Annotated in this window: 17 protein-coding genes and 1 riboswitch; of the genes, 12 read left to right on the top strand and 5 right to left on the bottom strand. The window is 56.9% G+C overall.

Annotated elements, in window-relative coordinates:
- Positions 1 to 10 precede the first annotated feature (10 nt).
- From metB to katG, 4 genes are all read left to right on the top strand, one after another.
- Entirely contained in the window at positions 11 to 1,171 is a 1,161-nt protein-coding gene (metB, locus tag ACWKXX_RS18580) for a cystathionine gamma-synthase (RefSeq protein WP_015569951.1), read from the top strand.
- Between the two features lie 2 nt (positions 1,172 to 1,173).
- Entirely contained in the window at positions 1,174 to 3,606 is a 2,433-nt protein-coding gene (locus ACWKXX_RS18575) for a bifunctional aspartate kinase/homoserine dehydrogenase II (RefSeq protein WP_017383103.1), read from the top strand.
- A gap of 226 nt (positions 3,607 to 3,832) precedes the next feature.
- Complete coding sequence (gene metF / locus ACWKXX_RS18570; RefSeq protein ID WP_032104303.1) at positions 3,833 to 4,723, top strand: methylenetetrahydrofolate reductase; 891 nt, start codon at positions 3,833 to 3,835, stop codon at positions 4,721 to 4,723.
- A 144-nt stretch (positions 4,724 to 4,867) separates the two neighbouring features.
- Entirely contained in the window at positions 4,868 to 7,048 is a 2,181-nt protein-coding gene (gene katG, locus ACWKXX_RS18565) for a catalase/peroxidase HPI (protein ID WP_261665898.1), read from the top strand.
- 92 nt (positions 7,049 to 7,140) lie between these two features.
- Here the strand turns inward: katG and ACWKXX_RS18560 are convergent, their stop codons facing one another.
- The 3 genes from ACWKXX_RS18560 to argE form a co-directional block, all read right to left on the bottom strand.
- Positions 7,141 to 8,151: a glycerol dehydrogenase gene (locus tag ACWKXX_RS18560; protein ID WP_063158456.1), complete on the bottom strand. Its 1,011-nt coding sequence runs from the start codon at positions 8,149 to 8,151 to the stop codon at positions 7,141 to 7,143.
- A gap of 206 nt (positions 8,152 to 8,357) precedes the next feature.
- A complete protein-coding gene (ppc, locus tag ACWKXX_RS18555; protein WP_017383108.1) occupies positions 8,358 to 11,009 on the bottom strand; it encodes a phosphoenolpyruvate carboxylase in 2,652 nt (883 codons plus the stop codon).
- A gap of 289 nt (positions 11,010 to 11,298) precedes the next feature.
- Positions 11,299 to 12,450 carry an acetylornithine deacetylase gene (gene argE / locus ACWKXX_RS18550; RefSeq protein ID WP_015569956.1) on the bottom strand — a complete coding sequence of 384 codons (1,152 nt, stop codon included), beginning with the start codon at positions 12,448 to 12,450 and terminating at the stop codon, positions 11,299 to 11,301.
- An 88-nt stretch (positions 12,451 to 12,538) separates the two neighbouring features.
- Here argE and argC point away from each other — a divergent pair, with 88 nt between their 5' ends.
- From argC to oxyR, 4 genes are all read left to right on the top strand, one after another.
- Positions 12,539 to 13,543, top strand: a complete 1,005-nt coding sequence (argC, locus tag ACWKXX_RS18545; protein ID WP_261665899.1) for an N-acetyl-gamma-glutamyl-phosphate reductase — start codon at positions 12,539 to 12,541, stop codon at positions 13,541 to 13,543.
- Between the two features lie 6 nt (positions 13,544 to 13,549).
- Positions 13,550 to 14,326 (top strand): acetylglutamate kinase, encoded by a 777-nt coding sequence (gene argB / locus ACWKXX_RS18540; RefSeq protein ID WP_006808651.1) that lies wholly within the window; start codon positions 13,550 to 13,552, stop codon positions 14,324 to 14,326.
- A gap of 105 nt (positions 14,327 to 14,431) precedes the next feature.
- A complete protein-coding gene (gene argH / locus ACWKXX_RS18535) occupies positions 14,432 to 15,805 on the top strand; it encodes an argininosuccinate lyase (protein WP_023304631.1) in 1,374 nt (457 codons plus the stop codon).
- Between the two features lie 305 nt (positions 15,806 to 16,110).
- A complete protein-coding gene (oxyR, locus tag ACWKXX_RS18530; RefSeq protein ID WP_003862055.1) occupies positions 16,111 to 17,028 on the top strand; it encodes a DNA-binding transcriptional regulator OxyR in 918 nt (305 codons plus the stop codon).
- On the opposite strand, the gene sthA is transcribed toward oxyR, so the two are convergent.
- Positions 17,011 to 18,411: a Si-specific NAD(P)(+) transhydrogenase gene (sthA, locus tag ACWKXX_RS18525; RefSeq protein ID WP_003862057.1), complete on the bottom strand. Its 1,401-nt coding sequence runs from the start codon at positions 18,409 to 18,411 to the stop codon at positions 17,011 to 17,013. The two genes, oxyR and sthA, sit on opposite strands and share 18 nt — an antisense overlap.
- Before the next feature lie 196 nt (positions 18,412 to 18,607).
- On the opposite strand from sthA, the gene fabR reads away from it, so the two are divergent.
- Together fabR and ACWKXX_RS18515 are read left to right on the top strand one after the other, a co-directional pair.
- A complete protein-coding gene (fabR, locus tag ACWKXX_RS18520; protein WP_003862059.1) occupies positions 18,608 to 19,246 on the top strand; it encodes an HTH-type transcriptional repressor FabR in 639 nt (212 codons plus the stop codon).
- Between the two features lie 9 nt (positions 19,247 to 19,255).
- The gene (locus ACWKXX_RS18515) at positions 19,256 to 19,615 is read left to right on the top strand and encodes a YijD family membrane protein (RefSeq protein ID WP_015569961.1); all 360 of its coding nucleotides are present in this window, start codon (positions 19,256 to 19,258) and stop codon (positions 19,613 to 19,615) included.
- A gap of 80 nt (positions 19,616 to 19,695) precedes the next feature.
- Here ACWKXX_RS18515 and trmA read toward each other — a convergent pair whose 3' ends face one another.
- Positions 19,696 to 20,796, bottom strand: a complete 1,101-nt coding sequence (trmA, locus tag ACWKXX_RS18510) for a tRNA (uridine(54)-C5)-methyltransferase TrmA (RefSeq protein WP_261665900.1) — start codon at positions 20,794 to 20,796, stop codon at positions 19,696 to 19,698.
- A 104-nt stretch (positions 20,797 to 20,900) separates the two neighbouring features.
- Positions 20,901 to 21,076: riboswitch (cobalamin riboswitch) on the top strand.
- A gap of 66 nt (positions 21,077 to 21,142) precedes the next feature.
- On the opposite strand from trmA, the gene btuB reads away from it, so the two are divergent.
- Together btuB and murI are read left to right on the top strand one after the other, a co-directional pair.
- Complete coding sequence (gene btuB, locus ACWKXX_RS18505; protein ID WP_017694253.1) at positions 21,143 to 22,993, top strand: TonB-dependent vitamin B12 receptor BtuB; 1,851 nt, start codon at positions 21,143 to 21,145, stop codon at positions 22,991 to 22,993.
- Positions 22,938 to 23,789 carry a glutamate racemase gene (gene murI, locus ACWKXX_RS18500; protein WP_003862067.1) on the top strand — a complete coding sequence of 284 codons (852 nt, stop codon included), beginning with the start codon at positions 22,938 to 22,940 and terminating at the stop codon, positions 23,787 to 23,789. The genes btuB and murI overlap by 56 nt, the downstream gene beginning before the upstream one ends.
- Positions 23,790 to 24,082 lie beyond the last annotated feature (293 nt).

The following is a 24,082-nucleotide window of genomic DNA, read 5'->3' as shown; positions in this document are numbered from 1 at the left end:
AAGCCTCACCATGACGCGTAAACAGGCCACCATCGCAGTGCGTAGCGGATTGAATGATGACGAGCAGTACGGCTGCGTTGTCCCGCCAATTCATCTCTCCAGCACCTATAATTTCACCGGATTTAATGAACCCCGCGCGCATGACTACTCGCGTCGCGGCAATCCTACGCGTGACGTCACCCAGCGCGCGCTGGCGGAACTGGAAGGCGGCGCGGGTGCGGTATTAACCAATACCGGCATGTCTGCCATTCACCTGGTGACTACGGTGTTCCTGAAACCTGGCGATCTGCTGGTGGCGCCGCACGACTGTTATGGCGGCAGCTATCGTCTGTTTGATAGCCTGGCGAAACGTGGCTGCTACCGTGTGCTGTTTGTCGATCAAAACGACGAACAGGCGCTGAAACAGGCGCTTGCCGAGCAGCCGAAGCTGGTGCTGGTGGAAAGTCCAAGCAATCCATTGTTGCGCGTAGTCGATATTGCGAAAATTTGTCAGCTCGCAAGGGATGCGGGAGCGATAAGTGTAGTGGATAATACGTTCCTCAGTCCGGCCCTTCAGAACCCACTGGCACTGGGCGCCGATCTGGTGTTGCATTCATGCACTAAATATCTGAACGGCCATTCTGACGTAGTAGCAGGTGTGGTGATTGCCAAAGATCCTGAGGTAGTCACCGAACTGGCATGGTGGGCCAATAACATTGGCGTCACCGCGGGCGCGTTCGACAGCTATTTGCTGTTGCGCGGCATCCGTACGCTGTCGCCGCGTATGGACGTGGCGCAGCGTAATGCCCAGGCGATCGTGGATTTCCTGAAAACCCAGCCGCTGGTGAAGAAGCTTTATCACCCGTCGCTGCCGGAAAATCAGGGGCACGAGATTGCCGCGCGCCAACAGAAAGGATTTGGCGCGATGTTAAGTTTTGAACTGGACGGTGACGAGCAAACGCTGCGTCGCTTCCTGAGCGGGTTGTCATTGTTTACGCTGGCGGAATCCTTAGGGGGAGTAGAAAGCTTGATCTCCCACGCCGCAACCATGACGCACGCAGGTATGGCACCCGAAGCACGTGCCGCCGCCGGGATTTCCGAGACGCTGCTGCGTATCTCGACCGGTATTGAAGATTCTGAAGATTTAATTGCCGATCTGGAAAATGGCTTCCGGGTCGCAGCCAAGGGGTAATCATGAGTGTGATAGCGCAGGCAGGGACGAAGGGTCGTCAGCTGCACAAGTTTGGTGGTAGTAGTCTTGCTGATGTGAAATGTTACCTGCGTGTCGCAGGGATCATGACCGAGTATTCACAGCCGGGGGACATGATGGTTGTCTCTGCGGCGGGCAGCACCACCAATCAGTTGATTAGCTGGCTGAAACTGAGCCAGACCGATCGCCTCTCTGCGCATCAGGTGCAACAGTCCTTACGTCGTTACCAGAGTGAACTGATTGCCGGTTTGCTGCCTGCGGACGTGGCGGATGGGCTGATTAGCGCTTTTACGCACGACCTTGAGCGTCTGGCCGCTCTGCTGGACAGCGGCATTACCGATGCAGTGTATGCGGAAGTGGTTGGCCACGGTGAAGTGTGGTCTGCGCGCCTGATGGCCGCCGTGCTGCAACATCTTGGTGTGGAAGCCGCCTGGCTCGACGCGCGTGATTTCCTGCGTGCCGAACGTGCCGCACAGCCGCAGGTGGACGAAGGGTTGTCTTACCCGCTGCTGCAACAGCTGCTGGTGCAACATCCTGGTAAACGTATTGTCGTCACCGGTTTTATCAGCCGCAGCAACGCGGGCGAAACCGTTCTGCTGGGCCGTAACGGCTCTGACTACTCGGCAACGCAGATTGGCGCCCTGGCGGGCGTGTCCCGCGTCACCATCTGGAGCGACGTGGCCGGTGTCTACAGCGCGGACCCGCGCAAAGTAAAAGATGCCTGCCTGCTGCCGCTGCTGCGTCTCGACGAAGCGAGCGAACTGGCGCGTCTGGCGGCCCCGGTGCTGCACGCGCGCACGCTACAGCCGGTTTCCGGCAGCGACATCGACCTGCAACTACGCTGTAGCTACACGCCGGATCAGGGTTCCACCCGCATCGAGCGCGTGCTGGCATCCGGTACGGGCGCGCGCATTGTCACCAGCCATGATGACATCTGCCTGATTGAGTTCCAGGTGCCTGCGGGCCAGGATTTCAAACTGGCCCACAAAGATATCGACACCATCCTGAAACGTGCCCAGGTGCGTCCGCTGGCCGTTGGCGTACATAACGATCGTCAGCTGTTGCAGTTCTGCTATACCGCTGAAGTGGTGGACAGCGCCCTGAAAATTCTGGATGAAGCGGGCCTGCCGGGCGAGCTTCGCCTGCGTCAGGGGCTGGCGCTGGTGGCGATGGTGGGCGCGGGCGTCACCCGTAACCCGCTCCACTGCCACCGCTTCTGGCAGCAACTGAAAGGTCAGCCGGTGGAGTTCACCTGGCAGTCGGAAGAGGGCATCAGTCTGGTTGCCGTGCTGCGTAAAGGGCCAACCGAAAGCCTGATTCAGGGTCTGCACACCTCCCTGTTCCGCGCGGAAAAACGCATCGGCCTGGTACTGTTCGGGAAAGGGAATATCGGTTCCCGCTGGCTGGAGCTGTTCGCCCGCGAGCAGGTAACGCTTTCGGCGCGTACCGGGTTTGAATTTATTCTGGCAGGGGTGGTGGACAGCCGCCGCAGCCTGCTGAACTACGAAGGGCTGGACGCCAGCCGGGCGCTGGCCTTCTTTAACGATGAAGCGGTTGAGCAGGATGAAGAGTCGCTGTTCCTGTGGATGCGCGCGCACCCGTACGACGATCTGGTGGTGCTGGACGTGACTGCCAGCGAACAGCTGGCCGATCAGTATCTGGATTTCGCCAGCCACGGTTTCCACGTCATCAGCGCCAACAAGCTGGCGGGCGCGAGCAGCACTGATAAATACCGTCAGATCCACGACGCGTTCGAAAAAACGGGCCGTCACTGGCTGTATAACGCCACCGTTGGCGCGGGCCTGCCGGTGAACCATACCGTGCGCGACCTGATTGAAAGCGGCGACAGCATTCTGGCGCTGAGCGGGATCTTCTCCGGCACGCTCTCCTGGCTGTTTTTGCAGTTTGATGGCACCGTTCCGTTCACCGACCTGGTGGATCAGGCGTGGCAGCAGGGCTTAACCGAGCCGGATCCGCGCGTTGACCTTGCCGGTAAAGATGTGATGCGTAAGCTGGTGATCCTGGCGCGTGAAGCCGGCTACGACATTGAGCCGGGTCAGGTACGCGTTGAGTCTCTGGTGCCTGCGGGCTGCGAGGAGGGGTCCGTCGATCACTTCTTCGAGAACGGTGACGAGCTGAACGAGCAGATGGTGCAACGTCTGGAAGCGGCTAACGAGATGGGCCTGGTGCTGCGTTACGTGGCGCGTTTCGAGGCGAACGGTAAAGCGCGCGTGGGCGTGGAGGCGGTGCGTCCTGAACATCCGCTGGCGGCGCTCCTGCCGTGCGATAACGTCTTCGCCATCGAAAGCCGCTGGTATCGCGATAACCCGCTGGTGATCCGTGGCCCGGGCGCGGGACGCGATGTCACCGCCGGAGCCATTCAGTCTGATATTAATCGTCTGGCTAAGCTGCTGTAATTTCGCTTGTTCCCTCTCCCCGTGGGAGAGGGTTAGGGTGAGGGCAGCAGACCGCACTCACCCCCATCATGAACGCCCTTCATCTTTCCTGAACAAACCTCACCGTTAATGTTGATTATTTCTGTTGACGTTATCCCGCTTTTCCGTCATTTTTACATCTGGACGTCTAAACGTATAGAAGTTCACAACACAACAAACAACGACACGCGAAAGATAGAGGTAAGGTATGAGCTTTTTTCACGCCAACCAGCGGGAAGCCCTGAATCAGAGCCTGGCCGAAGTAAACGGCCAGATTAACGTCTCTTTTGAATTTTTCCCGCCGCGCACCAGTGAAATGGAGCAAACCCTGTGGAGCTCTATCGATCGCCTGAGCAGCCTGAAGCCGAAGTTCGTCTCCGTAACCTACGGCGCCAACTCCGGTGAGCGTGACCGCACGCACAGCATCATTAAGGGCATTAAAGATCGAACCGGTCTGGAAGCGGCACCGCACCTGACCTGTATCGACGCCACCCGTGATGAACTGCGCGCCATTGCCCAGGACTACTGGAATAACGGCATTCGCCACATTGTGGCCCTGCGCGGCGACCTCCCGCCAGGCAGCGGCAAGCCGGAGATGTATGCCACCGATCTGGTCGGGCTGCTGAAAGACGTTGCCGACTTTGATATCTCCGTGGCTGCCTACCCTGAAGTTCACCCGGAAGCCAAAAGCGCCCAGGCGGATCTGCTCAACCTGAAGCGTAAAGTGGAGGCCGGTGCTAACCGCGCGATTACTCAGTTCTTCTTTGACGTGGAAAGCTACCTGCGCTTTCGCGACCGCTGCGTCTCGGCGGGTATTGATGTCGAAATCATTCCTGGCATTCTGCCGGTCTCGAACTTCAAACAGGCGAAGAAATTCGCGGATATGACCAACGTGCGCATTCCGCTGTGGATGTCCAAAATGTACGAAGGGCTGGACGACGATCCGGAAACCCGTAAGCTGGTGGGGGCCAATATCGCGATGGACATGGTGAAGATTTTAAGTCGCGAAGGGGTGAAAGATTTCCATTTCTATACCCTGAACCGCGCGGAAATGAGCTACGCCATTTGCCATACGCTCGGTGTTCGCCCGGCGCTGTAAAGTAAAAAACCCTCATAAAATGAGGGTTTTTTAATCGAACGGAGAGTTAAAAGGTATTAGCTATCGAATCTGTGGATTAATTCAACTATCTCTTATCGCTAGTGGTGTATATCGTAACGGTAACACTGTAAAGGGAGCATAGCGATGAGCATGTCAGACGAGACCAATAACGCGGCATCCGCCGGCAAATGTCCGTTCCACCAGGGCGGCGTCGATCATAGCGCGGGTGCAGGTACCGGCAGCAAAGAATGGTGGCCTAAACAACTTCGCATCGATCTACTTAATCAACACTCCAGCCGTTCTAACCCTCTGGGTGAAGACTTCGACTACCGCAAAGAATTCAGCAAGCTCGACTATTCCGCCCTTAAGGGCGATCTCAAAGCACTGTTAACCGACTCACAACCGTGGTGGCCTGCCGACTGGGGCAGCTATGCGGGCCTGTTTATCCGTATGGCCTGGCACGGTGCGGGTACCTATCGCTCCGTTGACGGTCGCGGCGGCGCCGGACGCGGTCAGCAACGCTTTGCACCGCTGAACTCCTGGCCGGATAACGTCAGCCTGGATAAGGCTCGCCGCCTGCTGTGGCCAATTAAGCAAAAATACGGACAAAAAATCTCCTGGGCTGACCTCTTTATCCTCGCGGGTAACGTGGCGCTGGAGAACTCCGGCTTCCGCACCTTTGGTTTCGGTGCCGGGCGTGAAGACGTCTGGGAACCGGATCTGGACGTGAACTGGGGCGATGAAAAAGCCTGGCTGACCCACCGTGACCCGGAAGCGCTGGCGAAGCGCCCGCTTGCGGCCACCGAAATGGGCCTGATTTACGTTAACCCGGAAGGGCCGAACGCCAGCGGTGAACCGCTATCTGCGGCGGCGGCGATCCGCGCTACCTTTGGCAACATGGGCATGAATGACGAAGAGACCGTCGCGCTGATTGCGGGCGGACATACGCTCGGTAAAACGCACGGCGCAGGTGAAGCCACGCACGTGGGCACTGACCCGGAAGCGTCGCCGATTGAAGCGCAGGGCCTGGGCTGGGCCAGCACGCACGGCACCGGTATTGGCGCTGACGCCATCACCTCCGGGCTGGAAGTTATCTGGACTCAAACCCCGACCCAGTGGAGCAACTACTTCTTCGAGAACCTGTTCAAATACGAATGGGTGCAGACGCGTAGCCCGGCGGGCGCAATTCAGTTCGAAGCCGTGGATGCGCCGGAAATTATGCCTGACCCGTTCGACCCGTCGAAAAAACGCAAGCCAACCATGCTGGTCACCGATCTGACGCTGCGTTTTGACCCGGAATTCGAGAAAATTTCCCGTCGCTTCCTGAACGATCCGCAGGCCTTCAACGAAGCCTTTGCGCGCGCGTGGTTCAAGCTGACCCACCGCGATATGGGGCCAAAAGCGCGGTACATCGGCCCGGAAGTACCGAAAGAAGATCTGATTTGGCAGGATCCGCTGCCTCAGCCGGTGTTCCATCCGACGCAGGAAGATATTGAAAGCCTGAAAGCGGAAATCGCGGCCTCTGGTCTCTCCGTGAGCGAGCTGGTTTCCGTGGCCTGGGCGTCGGCATCGACCTTCCGCGGCGGCGACAAGCGTGGCGGCGCTAACGGCGCGCGTCTGGCGCTGGCGCCTCAGCGCGACTGGGATGTGAACGCCGCGGCGGTGCGGGCGTTACCGGCTCTGGAAGCAATCCAGCGCACCACTAATAAAGCCTCACTGGCTGATATCATCGTGCTGGCGGGTGTTGTGGGCGTTGAGCAGGCGGCGAAAGCCGCGGGCGTTTACGTCAACGTACCGTTCACCCCGGGCCGCGTGGATGCGCGTCAGGACCAGACGGACATCGAGATGTTTAACCTGCTCGAACCGGTTGCTGACGGTTTCCGCAACTACCGTGCGCAGGTGGATGTGTCCACTACGGAGTCGCTGCTGATCGACAAAGCCCAGCAGCTGACCCTGACCGCGCCGGAACTGACGGTGCTGATCGGCGGTCTGCGCGTACTGGGTGCAAACTTCGATGGCAGCAAGAATGGCGTGTTTACCAACCGCGAGGGCGTGCTGAGCAACGACTTCTTCGTTAATCTGCTGGATATGAACACCCAGTGGAAAGCGACCGACGACTCAAACGAGCTGTTTGCCGGTAGCGATCGCGCCAGCGGGGAAGTGAAATACACCGCGACCCGCGCCGATCTGGTCTTCGGTTCAAACGCCGTCCTGCGTGCGCTGGCCGAAGTTTACGCCAGCAGTGATGCACACGAGAAGTTCGTTCGTGATTTTGTTGCCGCATGGGCGCGAGTGATGGATTTGGACCGGTTTGATGTGAAGTAGCCATTGTGCCGGGTGGCGGCTACGCCTTACCCGGCCTACAAATTAAAGTGCCATGTAGGCCGGGTAAGCGCAGCGCCACCCGGCTTTTTTCGTTACTCCCACTCCTGCAAGAATCGCTGTCCGTACTGGTCCGCCACCAGCAGCGCCGCATAGACCTGATCCGGCGTTACGCCGCCAGGCATGTTGTGAATGGTTTCCCCTTCGGCACAGGACGCCTCCGCGATCAGCCGCATTTTGGCCGGAATATCCTCTTTGATATTCAGCTGCGCCAGCGTGATCGGCAGCCCAACACTGTGGCAAAGCGCGGCGACGGTCTCAATTTCTTCAACCGGCGCGTTCTCCAGTACCAGTTGCGTCAGCGTGCCGAACGCGACCTTTTCACCATGGTAGAAATGATGCGCATCCGGCACCGCCGTCATGCCGTTGTGAATGGCATGCGCCGCCGCCAGCATCGCTTTCTCGCCCTCTTCAACCAGCGTGTTGTAGCACAGCTCTGCCAGCGCTAACGCTGCCTGCGTGCACTTGCCGCCTGCCATGGTCGTCGCGCCGCTACGTGAGCAGGCACGCGCTTCAAACCAGGTTGCCAGGGCATCGCCAATCCCGGCGGCCAGCAGGCGTGCAGGTGCGCCCGCCACCACTTTGGTATCGACAATCACCATGTTCGGGTTGTGCGGCAGCATCAGGTAGCGATCGAACTCGCCGCTGTCGGTATAAATCACGGAAAGGGCACTGCACGGCGCATCGGTGGAGGCAATGGTCGGGGCAATGGCCACCGGCACGTCCATAAAGTGGGCCAGCGCTTTGGCAGTATCCAGCGTTTTTCCGCCGCCGATACCCAGCACCGCCAGACAGTCAGTGCTGTCGGCCAGCTTTTTCAGGCGATCGATTTCATTTTGCGAACATTCGCCACCAAATGGTGCAATTTCGGCATGGAGTCCGGCTTTTTTAAAACTCTGGCGCAGGGTTTCTTCAGCAAAACCCAGCACAAATTTATCGCCCACCACCAGCCAGCGATTTGCCAGCGGCTTCAGGTAGTCGCCGAGGCGAGTGAGAACATCTGCGCCCTGGATGTATTTTCCCGGGGATTGAATGACACGGTCCATAACATTACTCCCTTAGTGTATGAGGTAAATTCTGTCCTGTTCGAACTGCACTAAGAGTGACTCTACTCCCGGCGTGCCGGTCATTTGTTGCGCTACGTCTAAGTGAAACGTGATTGCCTTACCGGTGGCAAAGATTGAGGGGGAGATCAGGGAAGGGGGAAGATCGAGAAGTGCCCGGCAAGCGTAGCGCTGCCGGGCACTGAGCATTAACCTGTGTTGCGCATACCTGCCGCAACGCCTGCTATCGTTACCATCAGCGCCTGTTCAACGCGCGGATCCGGCTCTTTACCTTCCTCCTCCGCCAGACGCGAACGGTGCAGCAGTTCAGCCTGTAAAACGTTCAGCGGGTCGGTGTAGATGTTACGCAGCTGGATAGACTCGGCGATCCACGGCAGGTCTTCCATCAGGTGGGAGTCATTAGCGATATCCAGCACCACTTTAATATCGCCTTCAAGCAGCTCGCGCAGCTCTTTACCCAGCGCCCACAGCTCTGGTTTCACCAGACGCTGATCGTAGTATTCCGCCAGCCACAGGTCGGCTTTCGAGAAGACCATCTCCAGCATGCCCAGACGGGTAGAGAAGAATGGCCAGTCGCGGCACATGGTTTCCAGTTCGCTCTGCTTTCCGTCTTCCACCACTTTTTGCAGCGCCGCACCGGCACCCAGCCAGGCCGGCAGCATCAGACGGTTTTGCGTCCAGGCGAAGATCCACGGAATGGCGCGCAGCGATTCAACGCCGCCGGTCGGGCGACGCTTGGCCGGGCGCGAACCCAGAGGCAGTTTACCCAGCTCCTGCTCAGGCGTTGCTGAGCGGAAGTAAGGCACAAAGTCTTTGTTTTCACGCACGTAGCCGCGATAGAGGTCGCAGGAGATGTCAGACAGCTCGTCCATGATCCGGCACCAGGACTCTTTTGGCTCCGGCGGCGGCAGCAGGTTGGCTTCCAGGATCGCACTGGTATAGAGCGACAGGCTGCTGATGGTCACTTCCGGCAGGCCGTACTTGAAGCGGATCATCTCACCCTGCTCGGTCACGCGCAGGCCGCCTTTCAGGCTTCCTGGTGGTTGAGAGAGCAGCGCTGCGTGTGCAGGCGCACCGCCACGACCAATGGAGCCGCCGCGTCCGTGGAACAGGGTCAGTTCAATACCGGCTTTTTCGCAGGTTTTGATTAGCGCATCCTGCGCCTGATACTGCGCCCAGGAGGCTGCCATCACGCCCGCATCTTTCGCGGAGTCGGAATAGCCAATCATCACCATCTGTTTGCCCTGAATAAAGCCGCGATACCAGTCGATGTTCAGCAACTGGGTCATCACGTCGTTAGCGTTGTTCAGGTCGTCGAGGGTCTCAAACAGCGGGGCCACTGGCAGAGCATAGTCAATGCCCGCTTCTTTCAGCAGAAGGTGAACGCCCAGCACGTCGGACGGGGTCTTCGCCATGGAGATCACATAGGCGGCCACCGATCCTTTCGGCGCATCCACGATCGCTTTACAGGTGTTGAGCACTTCGCGGGTGTCGTTGCTTGGCTCCCAGTTGCGCGGCAGCAGCGGGCGCTTGGAGTTCAGCTCGCGGATCAGGAACGCCTGTTTGTCGGCTTCTGACCAGCTTTCATAGTCGCCGATGCCGAGGTAGCGGGTCAGCTCGCCCAGTGCTTCGGTATGACGGGTACTTTCCTGACGAACGTCTATACGCACCAGCGGCACGCCGAAACACTTCACGCGGCGCAGGGTGTCGAGCAGTTCGCCGTTGGCAATGATGCCCATCCCACAGGCCTGGAGCGATTTATAGCAGGCGTACAGCGGCTCCCAGAGCTGTTCGTTCTGGCTCAGCAGACCTTCCGGCTTCGGCAGGCGCTGGCCTTTCAGGCGCGCTTCCAGCCAGGCCTGAGTGGCCATCAGCTGACCGCGCAGTTTTTTCATCAGGAAACGGTACGGTTCGCTGGCGCCTTCTTCACCGGCCAGCGCGCGCAGTTCCGGCGTGGCTTCCACCATCGACAGCTCGGAGATCAGCACCTGAATATCTTTCAGGAACAGGTCGGTCGCTTTCCAGCGGCTCAGCAGCAGGACGTGACGGGTGATTTCCGCCGTCACGTTCGGGTTGCCGTCGCGGTCGCCGCCCATCCAGGAGGTGAAGCGCACCGGAACAAAATCAACCGGCAGGCGGTAGCCCAGGTTCTCTTCCAGCTGTTCGTTCAGCTCGCGCAGGTAGTTGGGGACCCCTTCCCACAGGCTGTTTTCCACCACCGCAAAGCCCCATTTGGCTTCGTCGACCGGGCTTGGGCGATGCTTACGAATTTCATCCGTGTGCCAGGACTGGGCAATCAGCTGGCGCAGACGGCGCATAAGCTGGTTACGCTCGTAGTCGGCAATGTCTTTGTTATCCAGCTGCTTCAGACAGTTGTTCACTTCCACCATTTTGTGGATCAGCGTACGACGGGTGATTTCGGTTGGGTGTGCGGTCAGCACCAGCTCCAGCGAAAGGGATTCCACCGCTTTTTTGATGGTCGCTTCGTTGAGATCGGGCTGGTCTTTGAGTTTACGAAGGGTGCGGGCAATGACTTCCGGGTTGCTGGCCGCTTCGCCTTTTGGCGAAATGCTGTGGTATTGCTCAGCGGTGTTTGCCAGGTTCAGGAACTGGCTGAAGGCGCGGGCAACGGGCAGCAGCTCATCGTTGGAGAGGTTCTGCAAGGTGGTGAGCAGCTCCTGACGATTGGCCTCGTTACCGGCGCGGGAAGATTTGGACAGCTTGCGGATGGTTTCAACGCGGTCGAGGATGTTCTCCCCCAGTGCGTCTTTGATGGTATCTCCAAGCACTTTGCCGAGCATACTGACATTACTACGCAACGCGGAATATTGTTCGTTCATAAAAACCCAGTCACCCCATCATTTTTGTTTATGCCCATGCGAAAATCTTCTGGACATTATTTTGTCATCTCCCTTTATAAAGCCACGTAAAACCCCCGTCGTCAATTGCTGCGAAAACGGTTCAGCAAACGAATAAATGTGGGCAATTTACGAAATTTAATTCGTATTGCGTCAGATAAGAGATGCTTATGGGAATGTGACGAAGATCATGCGATTTGTTGCCCTAACCCTAACCCTAACCCTAACCCTAACCCTCTCCCACAGGGAGAGGGGACTGTTCGGTGCGTTTTTAATGCCAGCAGAAGTGATGCACAACCTGGGTAATGAGTTCGCGAGTGGGCTTGATGAAGCGGGTTTCGAGATATTCGTCCGGCTGGTGGGCCTGGTTGATGGAGCCAGGGCCCAGAACCAGCGTCGGGCACAGCGTCTGAATAAACGGCGCTTCGGTGCAGTAGTTCACCACGTCGGTTTTCTCGCCGAGCAGTTTTTCCACCACCTGAACCAGCTGATGGTCAGGCGGACATTCGTAGCCTGGAATCGGCGGATGCAGTTCGGAGACCGTCAGACGGCCCGGCCAGCGCTCGCTGACCGGTGCCAGCGCTTCGTTCAGTAAGCCATCCAGATCGCTCAGCGTCATGCCCGGCAGAGGACGGATATCCATATGCAGTTCGCAGCAGGCGCAGATACGGTTGGACGCATCACCGCCGTGCAGGCTGCCGAGGTTTAGCGTCGGATACGGCACGGTGAACGCCTCGTAGTGATAGCGCTCTTTCAGATCGTCGCGCAGGGTCATGATGCGGCCAATCGCGTCATGCATCAGCTCGATGGCGTTCACGCCGCGCGCCGGATCGCTGGAGTGGCCGGACTGTCCGAGCACGCGCACCGCGGTAGAAATATGGCCTTTGTGCGCCCGAATCGGTTGCAGAGAGGTCGGTTCGCCGATGATCGCGCAGTCAGGACGAATCGATGTGTTTTCAGAGAAATAACGTGCGCCCGCCATGCTGGTCTCTTCATCGGCGGTCGCCAGAATGTAGAGCGGCTTTTTCAGGGTTGTCACGTCCACGTCACGCAGCGCGTCGAGGATAAAGGCGAAAAAGCCTTTCATGTCGGCGGTGCCCAGACCATAAAGCTTGTTGTCATGCTCGGTCAGCGTGAACGGATCGCGCGTCCAGCGGCCATCATCAAACGGCACGGTGTCAGTGTGGCCAGCCAGCAGCAGGCCGCCCGCGCCATGTCCGGTACTGGCGAGCAGGTTAAATTTGTGGCGTGTTCCGGGGACGGGCTGAACCTCAACGTTAAACCCAAGATCGCTAAACCAACCCGCCAGCAGATTGATTAAAGACTCATTGCTCTGATCCAGGGCTTCTTCCGTCGCGCTGATGGAGGGTGTGGCAATCAGGGCGCGGTAAATCTCGATAAATGGCGGTAAGTTCATTTTCATTGTTGACACACCTTAGGTCGTGATAGTATCAATATTCATGCAATAAATGTGAATAAAAATACATTATCGTTGAGCATAAAGGAACCCGATGTTGAATACGCTGATTGTAGGCGCTAGCGGTTATGCGGGCGCAGAGCTTGTAAGCTACGTAAATCGCCACCCTCATATGACCATAACCGCTTTGACCGTGTCAGCGCAAAGCAATGATGCCGGAAAGTTAATTTCCGATTTGCATCCACAGCTTAAAGGCGTGGTTGATTTGCCTTTGCAGCCCATGTCTGACATCAGCGAGTTCACCGACGGCGTTGACGTTGTGTTTTTAGCCACGGCGCATGAAGTTAGCCACGACCTGGCACCGCAATTTTTAGCGGCCGGCTGCGTGGTCTTTGATCTCTCCGGCGCGTTTCGCGTTAACGACAGCGCGTTCTACGAAAAATATTATGGTTTCACCCATCAGCACCCGGATCTGCTCGAAAAAGCGGTGTATGGCCTGGCGGAGTGGAGCGCAGATAAACTGAAAGAAGCGAACCTGATTGCCGTGCCGGGCTGCTACCCGACAGCGGCGCAGCTTTCCCTGAAGCCGCTGATCGACGCGGGTCTGCTGGATCTGCATCAGTGGCCAGTCATCAACGCCACCAGTGGCGTGAGCGGCGCCGGGCGCAAAGCGGCGATCTCCAACAGCTTCTGCGAAGTGAGCCTTCAGCCGTATGGCGTGTTTAATCACCGCCATCACCCTGAAATCACCACCCATCTGGGCGCGGACGTGATTTTCACCCCGCACCTCGGCAGCTTCCCGCGTGGGATCCTCGAAACCATTACCTGCCGCCTGAAACCGGGTGTGACCAAAGAACAGGTGAGCGAGGTCTTCACGCAGGCGTATGCGGATAAACCGCTGGTGCGCCTGTATGAAAAAGGCGTGCCGGCGTTGAAAAACGTGGTTGGCCTGCCGTTCTGCGACATCGGCTTTGCCGTGCAGGGCGAGCATCTGATTGTGGTCGCCGCAGAAGATAACTTACTCAAAGGCGCTGCCGCACAGGCAATGCAGTGTGCAAATATTCGTTTCGGCTTCCCTGAAACGCAGGCTCTTATTTAAGGTGTGATGATGAATCCATTAATTATCAAACTCGGTGGTGTACTGCTGGACAGCGAAGAAGCGCTGGAGCGCCTGTTTACCGCACTGGTGAACTATCGTGAATCACACCAACGTCCGCTGGTGATTGTGCACGGCGGCGGCTGCGTGGTGGATGAGCTGATGAAAGGGCTCAACCTGCCGGTGAAAAAGAAAAATGGCCTGCGCGTGACGCCTGCGGACCAGATTGACATCATTACCGGCGCGCTGGCGGGCACGGCGAACAAAACGTTGCTGGCGTGGGCGAAGAAACACCATATTGCGTCCGTTGGCCTCTACCTGGGCGATGGCGATAGCGTAAAAGTGACCCAGCTCGACGAAGAGCTTGGCCATGTTGGACTGGCGCAGCCTGGTTCGCCTAAGCTGATTAACACTCTGCTGGAAGGCGGTTTCCTGCCGGTGGTGAGCTCAATCGGCGTGACCGAAGAGGGCGAGCTGATGAACGTCAATGCGGACCAGGCGGCAACCGCGCTGGCGGCCACGCTGGGCGCAGATCTGATCCTGCTCTCCGACGTGAGCGGCATACTGGACGGCAAAGGCCAGCGTATTGCGGAAATGACCGCCGCAAAAGCCGAGCAGCTGATCGATCAGGGTATTATCACCGACGGCATGATCGTTAAAGTGAACGCCGCGCTGGATGCGGCACGCACGCTGGGTCGCCCGGTGGATATCGCCTCCTGGCGTCACGCGGAGCAACTCCCGGCGCTGTTTAACGGTACGCCGATTGGTACGCGTATTCTGGCTTAAGTTTCTGTGCCGGATGGCGCTTCGCTTATCCGGCCTACGTGAATTTTGTAGGCCCGGTAAGCGCAGCGCCACCGGGCAAAAATATCATCATTAAGGAAATTCGTTATGGCACTTTGGGGTGGGCGTTTTACACAGGCAGCGGATCAGCGGTTCAAACAGTTCAACGACTCTTTGCGCTTCGACTACCGCCTGGCCGAACAGGATATTGTCGGCTCTGTGGCCTGGTCCAAAGCGCTGGTGACCGTTGGCGTGCTGACCGCAGACGAACAGCAGCAGCTGGAAGAGGCGCTGAACAACCTGCTGGAAGAGGTGCGTCTGGATCCGGAGCAAATCCTCCAGAGCGATGCCGAAGATATTCACAGCTGGGTGGAAGGCAAACTGATCGACAAAGTCGGCCAGTTGGGTAAAAAGCTCCATACCGGGCGTAGCCGTAATGACCAGGTGGCGACCGACCTGAAGCTGTGGTGTAAAGAGACCGTCGGCGAACTGCTGGCGGCGAATCGTCAGTTGCAGAGCGCGCTGGTGGACACCGCGCAGAACAATCAGGACGCCGTGATGCCGGGTTATACCCACCTGCAACGCGCGCAGCCGGTGACGTTCGCGCACTGGTGTCTGGCCTACGTTGAGATGCTGGCGCGTGATGAGAGCCGTTTACAGGATACCTTAAAGCGTCTGGACGTCAGCCCGCTGGGCAGCGGCGCGCTGGCCGGTACGGCGTATGAAATCGACCGTGAGCAGCTGGCAGGCTGGCTGGGCTTTGCCTCCGCCACCCGCAACAGCCTGGACAGCGTCTCTGACCGTGACCACGTGCTGGAGCTGCTCTCGAATGCCTCTATCGGGATGGTGCACCTGTCGCGCTTTGCCGAAGACCTGATCTTCTTTAACTCTGGCGAAGCGGGCTTCGTCGAGCTGTCCGACCGTGTGACGTCCGGCTCCTCCCTGATGCCGCAGAAGAAAAACCCGGATGCGCTGGAGCTGATCCGCGGCAAGTGTGGCCGTGTGCAGGGCGCGCTGACCGGTATGATGATGACCCTGAAAGGGCTGCCGCTGGCGTACAACAAAGACATGCAGGAAGACAAAGAGGGGCTGTTCGACGCGCTCGACACCTGGCTGGACTGTCTGCATATGGGCGCGCTGGTACTGGACGGCATTCAGGTGAAACGTCCGCGCTGCCAGGAAGCGGCGCAGCAGGGGTATGCTAACTCTACCGAGCTGGCGGACTACCTGGTGGCGAAAGGCGTACCGTTCCGCGAGGCGCACCATATTGTGGGTGAAGCGGTGGTGGAAGCGATTCGTCAGGGTAAAGCCCTTGAAGAGCTGGCGCTTGCCGACCTGCAAAAATTCAGCGCGGTTATCGGGGATGATGTCTACCCGATTCTGGCCCTGCAATCCTGCCTGGATAAGCGTGCAGCGAAAGGTGGCGTGTCGCCGAAGCAGGTAGCGCAGGCGATTGCGGATGCGAAAAACCGGTTGGTTTGAATAGTGCGGGCTGGTGCCCTCACCCCGGCCCTCTCCCACGGGGAGAGGGAGAAAAACGGAGCCTGGCTTAGCGCTGGGCTTTTTTTTACGCAAAAAAAAGCGGACCACGGGGTCCGCAAAAGTTCACGTTGGCTTTAGTTTTTCGAGTTTTGAGAGAAACTCGCTGACGGTGCGGGGACGTCAAGGGTCAAACACGTGCCGCCTCGTCTATGTGATGTATTATTCAACAGAATGCTTGATAGGGATAATCGTTCGTTGCTATGCTATCTATCGCCATGAACTATCGTGGCGACGGAGGATGAATAATGAATATTCGTGATCTTGAATACCTGGTAGCGTTAGCTGAGCATCGCCATTTTCGCCGCGCGGCAGACTCCTGCCACGTCAGCCAGCCAACGTTGAGCGGTCAGATCCGCAAGCTGGAAGATGAGCTGGGCGTGATGCTGCTGGAGCGCACCAGTCGTAAGGTACTGTTCACGCAGGCAGGTCTGCTGCTGGTGGATCAGGCGCGCACCGTACTGCGCGAGGTCAAAGTGCTCAAGGAAATGGCAAGCCAGCAGGGGGAAGCGATGTCCGGCCCGCTGCATATTGGCCTGATCCCAACCGTTGGCCCGTACCTGTTGCCGCAAATCATTCCGATGCTGCACCAGACGTTCCCGAAACTCGAAATGTACCTGCATGAAGCGCAAACCCATCAGCTGCTGGCGCAGCTGGACAGCGGCAAGCTCGACTGCGCGATCCTGGCGCTGGTCAAAGAGAGTGAAGCGTTTATTGAAGTACCGCTGTTCGATGAGCCAATGATGCTGGCGATCTATGAAGATCACCCGTGGGCGAACCGCGATCGCGTGCCGATGGCCGATCTGGCCGGGGAAAAGCTGCTGATGCTGGAAGACGGCCACTGTCTGCGCGATCAGGCGATGGGCTTCTGCTTCGAAGCGGGTGCCGATGAAGATACCCATTTCCGCGCAACCAGCCTGGAAACGCTGCGTAATATGGTAGCGGCGGGAAGCGGTATTACGCTGCTGCCTGCGCTGGCGGTGCCGCACGAGCGTAAACGTGATGGCGTGGTCTATCTGCCGTGTATTAAGCCGGAGCCGCGTCGCACCATTGGTCTGGTTTATCGTCCGGGGTCACCGCTGCGCAGCCGCTATGAGCAGCTGGCAGAGGCCATCCGGGGTGCGATGGATGGCCATTTCGACAGCGCGTTAAAACAGGCGGTTTAAGCCGTTCAGCGCAGCTACCCGATAGGCTTCCGCCATGGTCGGGTAGTTAAAGGTGGTGTTAACGAAGTACTCAATGGTGTTGCCACCACCTTTTTGCTCCATGATCGCCTGGCCGATATGAATGATTTCCGCCGCGCGCTCACCGAAGCAGTGAATACCGAGGATCTCTTTCGTCTCGCGATGGAACAGGATCTTCAGCGTACCCACGCTCATCCCCACGATTTGCGCCCGCGCCAGATGTTTAAACTGGGCACGACCCACCTCGTAAGGCACCTTCATGGCCGTCAGCTGCTGCTCGGTTTTCCCGACAGAACTGATTTCCGGAATGGTGTAGATACCCGTCGGGATATCTTCAATCAGATGCGCCGTCGCTTCACCTTTCACCAGCGCCTGTGCTGCGATGCGGCCCTGATCGTACGCGGCGGAGGCCAGGCTTGGGTAACCAATCACGTCACCGACCGCGTAAACGTGCGGCAGCGCAGTCTGGTACATGCTGTTGACCTTGAGCTGACCGCGGCTGTCGGTTTCAAGCCCGATATTCTCCAGCTGCAATGAATCCGTATTGCCGGTACGGCCGTTGGCATACAGCAGGCAGTCGGCTTTCAGCTTCTTACCGGATTTCAGGTGCATGATCACACCGTCGTCGCAGCCTTCGATTTTCTCGTACTCTTCGTTGTGGCGAATCACCACGCCGCTGTTCCAGAAGTGGTAGGAGAGGGAATCTGACATCTCCTGATCGAGGAACGCCAGCAGCCGGTCGCGGGTGTTTATCAGATCAACTTTGACCTCCATTCCCCGGAAGATCGACGCATATTCACAGCCAATCACCCCCGCACCGTAGATGATCACATGGCGTGGCTCGTGGTGCAGGCTGAGGATGGAGTCGCTGTCGTAAATGCGCGGGTGCGAGAAATCCACGTCTGCCGGATGGTAAGGACGGGAACCGCAGGCGATCACAAATTTTTCAGCGGTGAGCGTCTCAACCGAACCGTCGTGGCACTCCAGCGCCAGGGTGTGTTCATCTACAAAATGCGCGTTCCCTTGCAGAATTTCACAGTGGTTGCGCTCATAGAAACCCTGACGCATGCGCGTCTGCTGGTTAATGACCGTGTCTGCGTGATTCAGGATATCGGCAAAGGAGGAGCGAAGCAGTCGGGAGTGGTCGCTGTAAAGAGGGTTCTGGTTAAATTCGATAATGCGGCTAACGGCGTGGCGGAGGGCTTTCGAAGGGATGGTGCCCCAGTGGGTGCAACCGCCGCCGACATTATGGTAGCGCTCAATAACCGCTACTCTGGCTCCCTGTTTTACCAGACCCATAGCAGCACCTTCGCCGCCGGGGCCGGAACCAATAACTATTGCGTCGTAATCGTAGGAATGTGGCATGGCAAGGCTTACCTGTTCTTATACATAAAAGCAACAGAATCATAACATCATTGCCAGGGTAACCCAATTATCGTTGTGCTTTTTTCGGGCAGTGGAGCACAAACCGCCCGTAAACAATCATTCACAAAGCCAGGTAAACAGATTAATTTTATTCTCTGGTATAGTGCCAACGGGCCTTTGGAAGGATTCAACTATCGTGATGGGCGTAAGAGCACAACAAAAAGAGAAAACCCGGCGTTCGCTGGTGGAAGCCGCATTCAGTCAACTGAGTGCTGAGCGGAGTTTTGCCAGTTTGAGCCTGCGTGAAGTGGCGCGCGAGGCCGGGATTGCGCCAACGTCCTTCTATCGTCATTTCCGTGATGTGGATGAACTGGGCCTGACCATGGTCGACGAGAGCGGTTTAATGCTGCGCCAGCTTATGCGTCAGGCGCGTCAGCGTATCGCCAAGGGCGGCAGCGTGATCCGCACCTCTGTGTCGACATTTATGGAATTTATCGGCAATAACCCTAACGCGTTTCGCCTGCTGTTGCGTGAACGTTCCGGGACGTCAGCCGCGTTTCGTGCCGCCGTCGCGCGTGAAATTCAGCATTTCATCGCGGAACTTGCCGACTATCTTGAACTCGAAAACCATATGCCGCGTGCGTTTACTGAAGCACAGGCCGAGGCGATGGTGACGATTGTTTTCAGCGCGGGTGCCGAAGCGCTGGATGTCAGCATTGAACAACGTAAGCAACTCGAAGAGCGACTGGTATTGCAGCTGCGGATGATTTCTAAAGGTGCGTACTACTGGTATCGCCGTGAACAAGAGAAGTTGGCACATCAAAACGATGAGTGAAGGTGAGTAATGAAACAGTCAGGTCAGGATAAAGGAACGCTGTTGCTGGCATTGATCGCTGGCTTATCCATTAATGGTACGTTTGCGGCGATTTTCAGCTCAATTGTACCGTTCTCGATTTTCCCTATTATCGCGCTGGTGCTGACGGTGTACTGCCTGCATCAACGTTATCTGAACCGCACCATGCCTGTCGGATTACCGGGGCTGGCCGCAGCCTGCTTTATTCTGGGTGTACTGTTGTACAGCACCGTGGTGCGCGCGGAGTATCCGGATATTGGCTCTAACTTCCTGCCTGCGGTGCTGTCTGTGGCGCTGGTGTTCTGGATTGGCTCGCGTATGCGTAGCCGCAAGAGCCAGTTGCCGGAGTAATGAATTATTTGTAGGGCAGGTAAGCGAAGCGCCACCTGCCAAAAAATGCCGGATGGCGCTACGCTTATCCGGCCTACAGATCACCGTGCGGTAAGTAAAACGCCGCACTCCATATGGTGTGTATACGGGAACTGATCGAACAGCGCCAGACGTTCAACCTTGTGCGTCTGGCTTAATGTTTCCAGATTCTTGCACAGCGTCTCCGGGTTACAGGAGATGTACAAAATACGCGGGTACGCCTGCACCATCTTCTCGGTTTCGCTGTCCAGGCCACTGCGCGGCGGATCGACAAAAATTGTCTCACACTGGTAGCTCTTCAAATCAATCCCTTGCAGGCGGTTAAACTCGCGTACGCCGTTCATCGCCTGGGTAAACTCTTCTGCCGCCATACGAATAATTTGTACGTTATCAATATGGTTAGCGGCGATGTTGTACTGCGCGGCTGCCACCGACGGTTTGGCGATTTCCGTCGCCAGCACGCGTTCGAAGTTACGCGCCAGTGCCAGCGAGAAGTTGCCGTTACCGCAGTAGAGCTCCAGCAGATCGCCCGTCGACCCTTCCGTCGCGTTCAGCGCCCACTCCAGCATCTGCACGTTCATGGCGGCATTCGGCTGGGTGAAGCTGTTCTCCACCTGACGGTAAACCATCTCTTTACCTGCTACCGGCAGACGCTCGTCGATGTAATCCTGGTCCAGCATGATTTTGGTTTTGGTCGCGCGGCCAATCAGGTGCACGTTGATGTTCTGCGCGCGCAGCGCATCGCGCAGGGCTTCTGCCTGCTCGCGCCACTCGTCGGTCAGCGCTTTGTGATAGAGCAGAGAAACAATGGCCTGATTGCTTTGGGTGGTCAGGTAGTCAATCTGGAACAGCTTGTTGCGCAGCACCGGATTATTGCGTACACCGTCGATCATTAGCGTCATCAGCTGGTTGATGAGCTCACTCGCCGCCGGAAAACTGTCTACGCGAATGCGGGATTTCGTCTGCTGATCGAAAATGATGTGGTACAGGTCATCGCCATCGTGCCAGATGCGGAACTCAGCGCGCATACGGTAGTGGCTGACCGGAGAACGAAACACCTCGGGAACCGGCGCGTTGAAAGGCGTCATCATACTTTGCAGGCGGACAACTTTTTCTGCCAGCTGTGCGTCGTACTGTTCTGTCGGGAGGTGTTCGGGGGTCATGATGCGTCCTGAGTGATAAAGAATTACGCGGGGATTGTAGGGATTGTGCAGTGGATGTCCAGATTTAATGGCTAATAGCTATCTGGACATCTATACGTGTCTAATTGTAGCATTCTGTTTCCGGTCTCCTGAGAGTGAAAAGGGAATCCAGTGCAAATCTGGAGCTGACGCGCAGCGGTAAAGACTGGCGGGATGAGAGTTGTAGACACTGTGAAAATGGGAAGTCTTCATCCGTATAACGCCACCCAGCCCGAAGACCTGCCGGGATCACGTCGCATTTGGTTTCATCATCGCGTGCTATCGATGAGGCCTGCGGCATCCTTCTTATATTGTGGATGCTTTAACAATGATTAAAAAAGTATCGCTGTTGACGGCGTTTTCCGTCACGGCATTTTCGGGCTGGGCGCAGGAAAGCGCCGACTCGTTGGTGGTGACAGCAAACCGTTTCGAACAACCAGCAAAAACCGTTCTGGCTCCGACCTCCGTCGTGACCCGTGAGGATATTGAACGCTGGCAGGCAACGAGTGTTGTGGAAATCATGTCACGCCTGCCGGGTGTGGACATCGCACAAAGCGGCGGGATGGGGTCAACCTCTTCAACGTTTATTCGCGGTACGGAATCCCGCCATGTTCTGGTACTGATTGATGGTATCCCCCTGAATAATGCCGGGATCAGCAATGTTCCCGATTTAAGCCAAATTCCGACGTCGCTGATTCAGCGTATTGAGTACATTCGCGGCCCACGTTCGGCGCTGTATGGCTCCGACGCGATTGGCGGTGTGATTAACATCATTACCGGGCGCGACAAGCCGGGTGCAGAAATTTCTGCGGGTGTCGGTTCAAAGGGGTATCAAAACTATAACGGTGCCTTCCAGCAGGTGTTCGATAAAACCAAAATCACCATGGCCGGTGATTATACCTATACCCGTGGTTTTGATATTGCCGCAAAAGATGCCCCGCGCCAGCCAGACCGCGATGGTTTTATGAGTAAATCGCTATTTGGCTCGGTGGAGCAGCAGTTTACCGACAGCGTCAGCGGATTCGTCCGTGGCTTTGGCTACGATAACCGCTCCGCGTATGACGGTTACGATCACTATGGTGCGACCGGCATTGATGGGCGGCCGGACACGCGTCAGGTTTACAGCCAGAATTGGGACACCGGGTTGCGCTATAACCAGGGTATTTTCCAGTCACAGCTGGTGGCAGGGTATGGCCGTAGCAAAGATCAGAACTATGATCCGAAAAAAGGCCGCTACGCTGACTCCGCAACCATGGATGACGTGAAGCAGTACACCACCCAGTGGCTGAATACGGTTGAAGTGGGTCACGGCAATATCGGCGCGGGTCTGGACTGGCAGAAGCAGAAAACCCAGGCGGGTACGGGCTATCTGGAAAAAGGTTACGAACAACGTAATACCGGCGTGTTCCTTTCGGCGATGCAGCAGTTCAACAGCGTGACGCTGGAAGCGGCGGCGCGTAATGACGATAACTCTAATTTTGGCAATCACGCCACCTGGCAGACCAGCGCCGCATGGGAGTTCATCGAGGGGTATCGCATCATCGGTTCTTACGGTACAGCGTATAAAGCACCGACCATGAGCCAGATCCACAGTAAAGATTACGGTAATCCGGATCTGAAGCCAGAAGAGAGTAAGCAGTGGGAAGGTGGCTTTGAAGGTCTGACGGGGCCGGTAAACTGGCGTGTGACGGGCTATCGTAATGATATCGATAACCTCATTAATAGCGACCCGCGGACTTACCGTTATTACAACGTCGATGAAGCCCGTATTAAAGGAATCGAGGCGACGGCCCAGTTCGACACTGGCCCGGTAGGGCATCAGATTTCTTACGACTACGTCGACCCGCGTAATGCGAAAACTAACGAAGTCCTGGCTCGTCGCTCAAAGCAACAGGTTAAGTATCAGCTTGACTGGCAGGTGTGGGATCTCGACTGGAATCTGGCGTACCGTTATCTGGGCACTCGCTATGACGTTGCCGTTGATCCGAATACCTATGCAACAGAACGCGTGAAAATGGGCGGCGTCAGCCTGTGGGACGTCGCGGTTTCATATCCTGTCACCTCTCATCTCACAGTTCGTGGTAAAATAGCCAACCTGTTCGATAAAGATTACGAGACAGTTTATGGCTACCAAACTGCAGGACGGGAATACACCTTGTCTGGCAGCTACACCTTCTGATCCGCGTCCCACCGTGCTGGTGTTTGATTCCGGCGTCGGTGGGCTTTCGGTCTATGATGAGATTCGGCAGCTCCTGCCGGATCTCCATTACATCTACGCCTTCGATAACGTCGCGTTCCCGTATGGGGAAAAGAGTGAAGACTTTATTGTTGAACGTGTGGTTGAAATCGTCACCGCGGTACAAAAGCGTTATCCCCTGGCGCTGGCGGTCATTGCCTGTAATACGGCAAGCACGGTCTCTCTTCCTGCCCTGCGCGAAAAATTCCCGTTCCCGGTTGTGGGCGTTGTTCCGGCAATCAAACCTGCGGCGCGTCTGACGGCGAACGGCATTGTGGGGTTGCTGGCTACGCGCGGTACGGTAAAACGTCCTTATACGCGTGAGCTTATAGAGCGCTTTGCCAATGAATGCCAGATCGCCATGCTCGGCTCCGCGGAGCTGGTGGAAATGGCGGAAGCGAAACTGCACGGCGAGACGGTATCGCTTGAAGAGCTGCGTCGTATTCTGCGTCCATGGCTGCGGATGCAGGAACCACCGGATACGGTTGTTCTTGGCTGCACCCATTTCCCGCTATTACAGGAAGAGCTGTTAAAGGTTCTGCCTGAAGGGACCCGGCTGGTGGATTCCGGTGCTGCAATTGCGCGTCGGACGGCCTGGCTGCTGGAACACGAGGCGCCGGATGCGAAATCAGCGGATGCGAACATCGCTTTCTGTATGGCGATAACAAAAGAAACCGAACAACTTTTGCCCGTTTTACGTCGTTATGGCTTCGAAACGCTCGAAAAACTGGCGCTGTAGCACGGTTTTGAGCAAAAAAGAGACGGTTGAACGTTTTTTTTCAAAGAGGGGTTGTCAACGTCGGAGAACTCCCTATAATGCGCCTCCACTGACACGGAACAACGGCTTACAAGCCGCCGGGACAGCGGGGTTCAGAGATGAACGCCAACAGAGAAAAGTGAAAATAATTGCTTGACTCTGAATGAGGAAAACGTAATATACGGGACCTCGCAACGATGAGCTGAAAGCCGCGTTGCAACTGCTCTTTAACAATTTATCAGACAATCTGTGTGGGCACTCAAAGTGACATGGAT

Source organism: Enterobacter sp. UPMP2061, from assembly GCF_053709615.1.
This window is presented reverse-complemented; position numbering and strand designations above follow the sequence as displayed.